At 65.8% G+C, this 8459-nt stretch carries 11 protein-coding genes and 1 pseudogene; 5 read left to right on the top strand and 7 right to left on the bottom strand.

Annotation, left to right across the window (positions count from 1 at the left end; translation table 11 throughout):
* Together DYI24_RS15765 and DYI24_RS15760 are read left to right on the top strand one after the other, a co-directional pair.
* Positions 1–202, top strand: a pseudogene (locus DYI24_RS15765) (LabA-like NYN domain-containing protein); the annotation flags it as partial.
* A gap of 5 nt (positions 203–207) precedes the next feature.
* Positions 208–882, top strand: a complete 675-nt coding sequence (locus DYI24_RS15760) for a uracil-DNA glycosylase (protein WP_164572959.1) — start codon at positions 208–210, stop codon at positions 880–882.
* A gap of 127 nt (positions 883–1009) precedes the next feature.
* On the opposite strand, the gene DYI24_RS15755 is transcribed toward DYI24_RS15760, so the two are convergent.
* The 6 genes from DYI24_RS15755 to DYI24_RS15730 form a co-directional block, all read right to left on the bottom strand.
* The gene (locus DYI24_RS15755) at positions 1010–1588 is read right to left on the bottom strand and encodes a peroxiredoxin (protein ID WP_164572958.1); all 579 of its coding nucleotides are present in this window, start codon (positions 1586–1588) and stop codon (positions 1010–1012) included.
* A 21-nt stretch (positions 1589–1609) separates the two neighbouring features.
* A complete protein-coding gene (gene smpB / locus DYI24_RS15750) occupies positions 1610–2083 on the bottom strand; it encodes an SsrA-binding protein SmpB (RefSeq protein WP_107355732.1) in 474 nt (157 codons plus the stop codon).
* Positions 2084–2117: 34 nt separating this feature from the next.
* Positions 2118–2597 (bottom strand): large conductance mechanosensitive channel protein MscL, encoded by a 480-nt coding sequence (gene mscL, locus DYI24_RS15745; protein WP_164572957.1) that lies wholly within the window; start codon positions 2595–2597, stop codon positions 2118–2120.
* A 10-nt stretch (positions 2598–2607) separates the two neighbouring features.
* Positions 2608–3498 carry a 4-hydroxy-tetrahydrodipicolinate synthase gene (gene dapA / locus DYI24_RS15740; RefSeq protein WP_164572956.1) on the bottom strand — a complete coding sequence of 297 codons (891 nt, stop codon included), beginning with the start codon at positions 3496–3498 and terminating at the stop codon, positions 2608–2610.
* A gap of 131 nt (positions 3499–3629) precedes the next feature.
* Entirely contained in the window at positions 3630–4037 is a 408-nt protein-coding gene (locus tag DYI24_RS15735) for a (R)-mandelonitrile lyase (protein WP_012496115.1), read from the bottom strand.
* A gap of 12 nt (positions 4038–4049) precedes the next feature.
* A complete protein-coding gene (locus DYI24_RS15730; RefSeq protein WP_107344616.1) occupies positions 4050–4763 on the bottom strand; it encodes a ribonuclease activity regulator RraA in 714 nt (237 codons plus the stop codon).
* Positions 4764–4983: 220 nt separating this feature from the next.
* Here DYI24_RS15730 and pxpB point away from each other — a divergent pair, with 220 nt between their 5' ends.
* From pxpB to DYI24_RS15715, 3 genes are read left to right on the top strand one after another with little or no spacing between them, the layout of a single operon-like run.
* A complete protein-coding gene (gene pxpB, locus DYI24_RS15725) occupies positions 4984–5712 on the top strand; it encodes a 5-oxoprolinase subunit PxpB (protein WP_164572955.1) in 729 nt (242 codons plus the stop codon).
* Positions 5709–6719, top strand: coding sequence for a 5-oxoprolinase subunit C family protein (locus tag DYI24_RS15720; protein ID WP_164572954.1), 1011 nt, complete (start codon positions 5709–5711; stop codon positions 6717–6719). Before pxpB ends, DYI24_RS15720 begins: the two co-directional genes overlap by 4 nt.
* 27 nt (positions 6720–6746) lie before the next feature.
* The gene (locus tag DYI24_RS15715) at positions 6747–7511 is read left to right on the top strand and encodes a LamB/YcsF family protein (RefSeq protein ID WP_164572953.1); all 765 of its coding nucleotides are present in this window, start codon (positions 6747–6749) and stop codon (positions 7509–7511) included.
* A 7-nt stretch (positions 7512–7518) separates the two neighbouring features.
* Here the strand turns inward: DYI24_RS15715 and DYI24_RS15710 are convergent, their stop codons facing one another.
* Positions 7519–8370, bottom strand: coding sequence for an alpha/beta hydrolase (locus tag DYI24_RS15710; RefSeq protein WP_164572960.1), 852 nt, complete (start codon positions 8368–8370; stop codon positions 7519–7521).
* Between the last annotated feature and the right edge of the window lie 89 nt (positions 8371–8459).

The raw sequence follows: 8459 nt of genomic DNA, 5'->3' as shown, positions 1-8459 counted from the left end.
GTTCGCCGACGGGCTCCGCCGCCAGGCCGACATCTTGACCGATCTGGTCGAGCTGCAATCGAAGATCGGCCGCGATCCGGCCGACCGCCCGCCGCCGCGGGAACCGCGCGAGCCCCGCGAACCGCGTCACCACGCGCCGCAGTTCCTGCAGCGGTCCACTGCCTTGGCGTCGCGCGCCGGCGCTGACGACTTCGAAGACTAAGGTCCATGCCGACGTTGACGCGGGGCTCCGGGCCCCGCGTCCCGACCTCCCTCACCGACCCTGACCGCGACTGCCCGTTCTGCCCGCGTCTCGCTGAATTCCGCAGCGAAGCCCGCGCACGCGAACCGGGCTGGTTCAACGCGCCCGTCCCATCCTTCGGCGGCGCCGAAGCCTCGCTTCTGATTGTCGGCCTTGCGCCGGGCCTGCAAGGCGCCAACCGCACCGGCAGGCCGTTCACCGGCGACTATGCCGGCGACCTGCTCTACGCCACGCTGATCGACTACGGCTTCGCCAAAGGCCACTATCAGGCTAGGCCCGACGACGGGCTGCAACTGATCGGTTGCCGGATCAGCAACGCTGTGCGGTGCGTGCCGCCGCAGAACAAGCCGTTGCCGATCGAAATCAACACCTGCCGGCGCTTTCTGATCGCCACGATCGAGGCAATGCCGAAGCTGCGCGCGATCGTCCTGCTCGGGCGGATCGCTCACGATTCCACGCTGAAGGCACTCGGCCTCCGCGCCGCCCAGGCCCCGTTCGGCCACGGCGCCGTGCACGAAGCCGGCCGGCTGCGCCTCTACGACAGCTACCACTGCTCGCGCTACAACACGAACACCGGCGTGCTGACACCGAAGATGTTCCGCGACGTATTCGCGCGGGTGCGGGCTGATCTCGACGCGTAGTCGGATCAGAAAGAAACGTCATTGCGAGGAGCGAAGCGACGAAGCAATCCAGAGGCCACACGTTCTGAGGCCTCTGGATTGCTTCGCTTCGCTCGCAATGACGGGGATGGGCATCCGCGACTGCTAACTAGCGCCGATTGCCCTTGAGCCATTCCAGCACGTCGCCAGCATTTCGATCCGGCGGGAAGACCGGATAGAACACGTGGCTGATCCGGCCGTCGTCGATGATCAGCGCCATGCGCTTGAGCAGCGTCATGCCGGCGACCTGCATCTTCGGCAGGTTCAATGCATGGGTCAGTTCGAGGCTCTCGTCGGACAGCACCGCAAACGGCAGATGCAGTCGGGTCGCCATCTCGGTTTGATAAGCGGTCGATTGCGTCGACAGACCGAACACCGCATTGGCGCCCGCGGCTTTGAGCTCGGCGAACAGATCGCGGAACGAACAGGTCTGCGGCGTGCAGCCGCGCGCACCGGGGATCATGTCCCAGTCGTCGACCAGGCTGATCTGACCGGGCACGCCCGTTCGCGGATAGACGAACAGCACGGTCCGCCCCGGCAGCGACGACAACGTCACCGAGCCTCCATCAGTCGCCGGCAGCACGACCGACGGGATCACGGCGCCCGGCAGATGCGCGGCGGCGCCATCATCCTCCGGTGCAGGGATTGCGCTCCAATCGACCTTGAGAAGATCTGGCTGCTTGGTCATGGGCGCCTCCCTTCGACCCGCTCAGCCGCGCGACCGCAGCAGACGGCCCTTCTCCCGGCTCCAATCGCGCTTCTTTTCGGTCTCGCGCTTGTCGTGCAGCTTCTTGCCCTTGGCGAGGGCGAGCTGCAGCTTGGCACGGCCGCGTTCGTTGAAATACAGCTTGAGCGGAATCAGCGTCATGCCTTCGCGCTCGACCGCACCGATCAGCTTGTTGATCTGCTTGCGATGCAGCAGCAGCTTGCGCGGCCGCTTCGGCTCGTGATTGAAGCGGTTGGCCTGCAGATATTCCGGAATATTGGCGTTGATTAGCCAGATCTCGCTGCCGCGGGCGTCCGCATAGGACTCCGCGATCGTGGTCTTGCCGTTGCGGATCGACTTCACCTCGGTGCCGGTCAGCGCAATGCCGGCCTCGACGGTGTCGTCGATCGCGTAGTTGAACCGCGCCTTGCGGTTCTCCGCGACCACCTTGATCGGGCGTTCGTTCTTCTCGGCCATTGTGGGCGATTCCTGTCGGCGCGGTCGTCGTCACCTATGGCGACGGACCGGCGCCCTTCTTCAACAAATCCCTGATCTCGGTGAGGAGCTCTTCCTGCCGGGTCGGGGTCGGCGGCGGCGACTTGGCCTCTTCCGCCTGTTGCTTCAACTTGTTCAGCGACCGGATCACCGCAAACAGCACCGCCGCGACGATCAGGAAGTTCAACGTCACCGTGAGGAAGTTCCCCCAGGCGAGCACCGCCCCCTGCTTCTTTGCATCGGCCAGCGTGCCTGCCGTGACCGTCTTCGACAGCGGCGTGAAGTAGTTGGAAAAATCCAACCCGCCGGTGACCGCTCCGATGATCGGCATGATCACGTCGCCGACCAGAGAGGTCACGATCGCGCCGAACGCTGCACCGATGATGACGCCGACCGCGAGGTCGACGACATTGCCCTTCATCGCGAAATCGCGAAATTCCTTGAGAAGCCTCGAGCCCTTCTGCTCGAAGTGACGGACGGAACCGGTGCTGTTCATGCGCTCCCTGTCAGTTGATGACTCCTGCGTGCACCATCGCCGCACGGATCGTCTTGCCGGTCGGTTCGGTCACCGGCATCAGCGGCAGCCGGACCTCTTCCTGAATACGGCCGAGCAGCGTCAGGCCATGCTTGGCACCGGCGACGCCCGGCTCCTTGAACACCGCGTCGTGCAGCGGAACCAGACGGTCCTGGATCTTAAGCGCGCCGGGATAATCGCCCGCGAACACCGCGCCCATCAGATCCGAACACAGCTTCGGCGCGACGTTCGACACCACCGAGATGCAGCCGTGGCCACCGGCCGCCATATAGGCCAGCGCAGTCATATCCTCGCCCGAGAGCTGGATGAAGTCCGGCCCCATCGCATGGCGCTGCTGCGACACGCGGCCGAGATTGCCAGTCGCATCCTTGACGCCGACGATGTTGTCGAGCTCGTACAGCCGGCTCATGGTGTCGACCGACATGTCGACGACCGACCGCGGCGGAATGTTGTAGATGATGATCGGAATCCCGATCGCATCGTTCACCGCCTTGAAGTGCTGATACATGCCTTCCTGGGTCGGCTTGTTGTAGTACGGCGTCACCACAAGCACCGCATCGGCGCCGGCCTTCTCGGCGTGGCGCGCGAGCTCGACGGCTTCGCGAGTCGAGTTGGAGCCAGCGCCGGCGATCACCGGCACGCGGCCCTTGGCCTCCGCGATGCACCACTCCACCACCTTGTGGTGCTCTTCGTGGCTCAGCGTCGGGCTCTCGCCGGTGGTTCCGACCGGCACCAGGCCGTGGGTGCCCTGCTCGATCTGCCAGTTCACCAGGCTGCGAAACGCCTGTTCGTCGAGCGCGCCATTTTTGAACGGCGTGACCAAGGCGGTAAACGACCCCCGAAATTTCGTCTTTGCTGCCATTCTATTCTCCTCAACGCCCGCGACCTTGCAACGAAGCGCCCTTCATACCGAGTCCCCACCCGACGGGAAAGGGTCCCATCGGCGGAGAAACCGGCGGTTTTGAGGATTCTGATCGGCGGCGGCCGCGGATCTCAGGCGGACGGCGCGACGGCGTAATCGTCGTCGGAGACATGCTCCATCCAGGTGGCGAAACTGCCGTCCAGCGCTTCCTGCATTGCAATATGGGTCATGCCGTTGGTCGGCGAGGCGCCGTGCCAGTGTTTCTCGCCCGGCGGAATCCATACCACGTCGCCGGCGCGAATCTCCCGCACCGGGCCGCCTTCGGTCTGAATCCGGCCGACACCGGTCACGACATACAGCGTCTGGCCGAGCGGATGGGTGTGCCACGCGGTGCGCGCGCCTGGTTCGAATGCCACGCGCGTGGCAGCCAGCCGCGCCGGCGCCGGCGCGGCAACGATCGGGTCCTGCCACACCGTGCCGGTGAAATAGTCCTTGGGCGCCCGCTGGGTCGGGCGTGAGCCCGCCGCGAAGATGTCCATCGACCAGGCTCCTTAGGTTTTGTCGGCCTTCTCCTTGAACGCGGCGTAGCGCGCCTTGGTTTCGGCGTTCATCGGATACAGGCCGGGCAGCACCGCGCCCTTGTTGACCTCCTCGACGATCCAGCCTTCCATCCGCTCCTGCTCCGGGCCCTCTGCGAGCACATGGTCGAGCAGCGCCTGCGGGATCAGCACGGCACCATCCTGGTCCGCCACGATGACGTCCTTCGGGAACACCGCGACGCCGCCGCAACCGATCGGCTGGTCCCAGCCGACGAAGGTCAGGCCGGCCACCGACGGCGGCGCAGCCGCGCCGTCGCACCACACCGGCAGACCGGTGCCCAGCACGCCCTCGAGGTCGCGCACCACGCCGTCGGTGATCAGCGCCTTGATGCCGCGCTTGACCATGCGGGCGCAGAGAATGTCGCCGAAGATGCCGGCGTCCTTGATGCCCATGGCGTCGACCACGGCGATGCAGCCTTCCGGCATCGCCTCGATCGCCGCGCGGGTCGAGATCGGCGACGCCCAGGACTCGGGGGTTGCCAGATCCTCGCGTGCCGGCACGAAGCGGAGCGTGAACGCCTCACCGACTAGCCGCGTCGCACCCGGACGCAGCGGCCGCGCACCGCGCATCCAGACGTTGCGGAGCCCCTTCTTCAGCAGCACCGTGGTGATGGTCGCGGTCGAAACGCGCGACAGGATGTCGATGGCTTCCGGGGTCAGTGACATGAAGAGAGAGCTCCAGTGATTGTCGGCGCATCTTGCGGGCCGCGACTGCCGCGTCAAGACGCAACCCTGCGATCAGCAGCTCTCTCCAGCGCATGGCGATCATCGCAATTTATCACCTCCAAAGTCGTCGACTTATCGACCTCGCATGAGTTGCGAAGTGCTTTTCAGCCGCTCGGAAAAGGCGCTATCGCTGCCGGTAGCTTTGTGAGATCGTTGACGCATGACCACCCCACCTCCCAGGATGCTGCCGAGCGGTGACACCGCGATCACCGTCGAGTTCGGCCGCGATATCAGTGATGAAGCTAATCGTCGCGTGTTGGCGCTCGATCGCAAGCTGAAGCAAGCTCCGATCTCCGGCATCGTCGAAACCGTGCCGACCTATCGGTCGCTTCTGGTGCATTACGATCCGGAGACGATCGGCTTCGGCGCACTATCCGATCAACTCGTAACGCTCGCGCAGACGCCCGATGAAAGCGCGACCGCAGCCAAACGGCGCTGGCGGATTCCGGTGTGTTACGGCGGCGAGCACGGCATCGATCTGGAGGATGCGGCACAGGCTTTGAACACCACACCGGATGCACTGGTCGCGCGCCACGCCGCCGGCGATTATCGCGTCGCCATGATCGGCTTCACACCGGGCTGGTCGTATCTTTCTGGCCTCGATCCGGCGCTAGCGATGCCCCGGCGGCAAGCGCCGCGACTGCACACTCCGGCCGGCACGATTTCGGTCGGCGGCATCCAGACCGGCATTCAATGTCTGGCCGGACCGAGCGGATGGCACCTGCTCGGCCGCACGCCGGTGCGCACTTATCAGTTGCATCGCGAGCCGATCTTTTTGCTCGAACCTGGCGACGCCATCAGCTTCGCGCAGATCGACGCCAAGGAGTTCGCCGAGCGCGACGATGCAGCGTCCCATGGTGAAGTCGTCGCGGAACTGCTGAGCGCATGACGAAGCTTGTGATCGATAGCGTCGGCCCGGCCACCTCCGTGCAGGATGCCGGGCGCCACGGCGCGCAGCGTTACGGTCTGCCGCCGAGCGGCGCGATGGACCGGCTGTCGCTTGCCGCCGCCAATGTGCTGGTCGGCAACAGCGCGTTCGCGGCGGCGATCGAACTCGGCCCGCTCGGCGCGAAACTAAGCGTCCGCGACGGCGCGGTGCGGCTGGCGCTGACAGGCGCCGAGCGGCCCGCTGCGCTCGACGGCAAGCCGCTGGCATTCAACGAGTCGTTCATGCTCACCGAAGGCCAGATCCTCACCGTCGGCGTGGCGCGTGGCGGCGTATTCAGCTATCTGGGAATTGAAGGCGGCGTCGGCGGCGAGCCGATGTTCGGCAGTCTCGCGGTCAACGCGCGCGCCGGTCTCGGCAGCCCCTACCCGCGGCCGCTGCTGGCCGGCGACACCATTGAGGTCAAGTCCGCGGCACCGGCGCTCGAACGCCGCCTCGACCTGCCCGAGCAACAAGACGCGCCGATCCGCGTCGTCCTCGGTCCGCAGAACGATGAGTTCGGCGACGCGGTCGATACGTTCCTGGCTGGCGAATGGACGATCTCGGCGACCAGCGACCGCATGGGCTATCGGCTCGACGGTCCGCAGATCTCGCATCTCCACGGCCACAACATCGTCTCGGACGGCACCGTTGACGGCAGCATCCAGGTGCCCGGCTCGGGCCAGCCGATCGTGCTGATGCCCGATCGCGGCACCAGCGGCGGCTATCCGAAGATTGCCACGGTGATCTCGGCCGATCTCGGGCGGCTGGCGCAGCGTCAGCCCGGCCGACCGTTCCGCTTTCAGGCGGTCAGCGTCGACCAGGCTCAGGAGGCTTATCGCGCGATGGCCAAGTTGATCCGCTCGCTGCCTGACCGGCTGCGCGACGCGCAGCACGCCACCATCGACCTCGACGCGCTGCTCTCCGCCAACGTCGCCGGTGCGGCGATCGACGCGCTGGCGGCGGAGTAATCGAATCTGACGACGGGACCAATCGGGATGAAGATCGATCTGAACTGCGACCTCGGCGAAGGCTTTGGCGTCTGGCAGATGGGTGACGATGCGGCGATGATGCAGATCGCCACCAGCGTCAACATCGCCTGCGGCTTCCATGCCGGCGATCCGGACATCATGCATGCGACCGTCAAGCTCGCGAAGCAAAACGGCGTCGCAATCGGCGCGCATCCGGGCTTCCGCGACCTGCACGGTTTCGGCCGCCGGCCGGTGCCGGGGATCACAGCCGCCGAGATCGAAAACCTCGTCGCCTATCAGATCGGCGCGCTGCAGGCGGTTGCGGCTCTCGCCGACCACAAGGTCACCCACGTCAAGGCGCACGGCGCGCTGTCCAACGTGGCCTGCGAAGACGACATGACCGCCCGCGCGATTGCCTCGGCGATCAAGGCGGTCGATCCATCGCTAGTGTTCGTCGTGCTGGCGAACTCGAAACTGATGGTCGCAGGCGAAGCAGCCGGCCTGCCGCTGGCGCACGAGGTGTTTGCTGATCGGGCCTATGAGGACGACGGCAATCTGGTGTCGCGCAAGAAGCCCGGTGCAGTGCTGCACGACCCCAATGAAATTGCCGAACGCGTGCTGCGGATGGCGCAGGACGGCGCCGTCGTCTCCGTCACGGGCAAGGTGATCAAGATGCGCACCGACACGGTGTGCATCCATGGCGATACCAAAGGCGCGGTCGAGATCGCGCGCGGCGTCCGCCGCAAGCTGGAAGCCAGCGGCATCACCGTCGCGCCCTTTGCCGGCACCTGACGCGTAGCTACGCCCCGATCAGGGCCAGCAGCTCGGCTGTGAGCGCGCCGTCCGCGTTCCATTCATTCAGAATGGAGAAGTGATGATGCCGCGGCAGGATGCTCAGAGTGATGGGCAATCCTGCCCGCGCAGCGACGTTGGAATAGTCCAGCGACTGACGCTGCAGTTCGGGCAACTCGTCGCCGCCGACCACCAGCGACTGTGGCGCCGTGCCAAGGCGGGTGCGCCGGATCGGGCTCAGGATCTCGATTTCCTGCCGGTCGAGGCGTAGCGCGTCGTCGAGATAGCACAGCGCAATAGGCTCGAGATCGAAGATGCCGCTGATGCACACCGCGCCTTGGACCGCGGAATGCGCGCTCGCGACCGATGCGAGATGCCCGCCCGCGGACCACCCGCTGACCACCAGCCTGCGCCGGTCGAAGCCGAAGCGCTCGGTGTCGGTAGCAAGCACGTCGAGCGCCAGATCGACCTCGGCGACGATATCCGACAGCCGTGCCGTGGGGGCCAACGTGTAGCCGACCACGGCGACATCGATGCCGTGCGCGTTAGGACCATCGGCGACGAAGGAGAACATCTCCTTCGAATTGCGCTGCCAATAGCCGCCGTGCAGAAACACCAGCAGCGGCGCGCCGGTTTCGCCGGAGCCAAAATAGTCCAGCGAAGTCCGCTCGCGATCCGCATAGGAGATATCGAGGCGGGCTTCGGGGCCGGCGCGGCGGACAGCACTGCGCTGTCGCCAGCGCTCCAGCCACTGCGGGCTGTCGACGACTGCTGCGCTGTTGTTGTAGGCGGCATCGAGAGTCGCACGATCCATCCCGCGATAGACCAATCGCGACGCGTGGGGGGCTGCAAGGTCCACGTCAAGAATCCGCCGTCGCTGCAACCTTGCGGCCTGCGCCGACATGGCTGGTCAGTTGCTGCGTGATGCTGCGCCGAAGCCTGTTGAAC

This window comes from Rhodopseudomonas sp. BR0C11 (genome assembly GCF_010820945.1).
Taxonomy (GTDB): domain Bacteria; phylum Pseudomonadota; class Alphaproteobacteria; order Rhizobiales; family Xanthobacteraceae; genus Rhodopseudomonas; species Rhodopseudomonas palustris_H.
The sequence above is the reverse complement of the archived record's forward strand: the minus strand, read 5'-3'. Positions and strand labels throughout refer to the sequence as shown.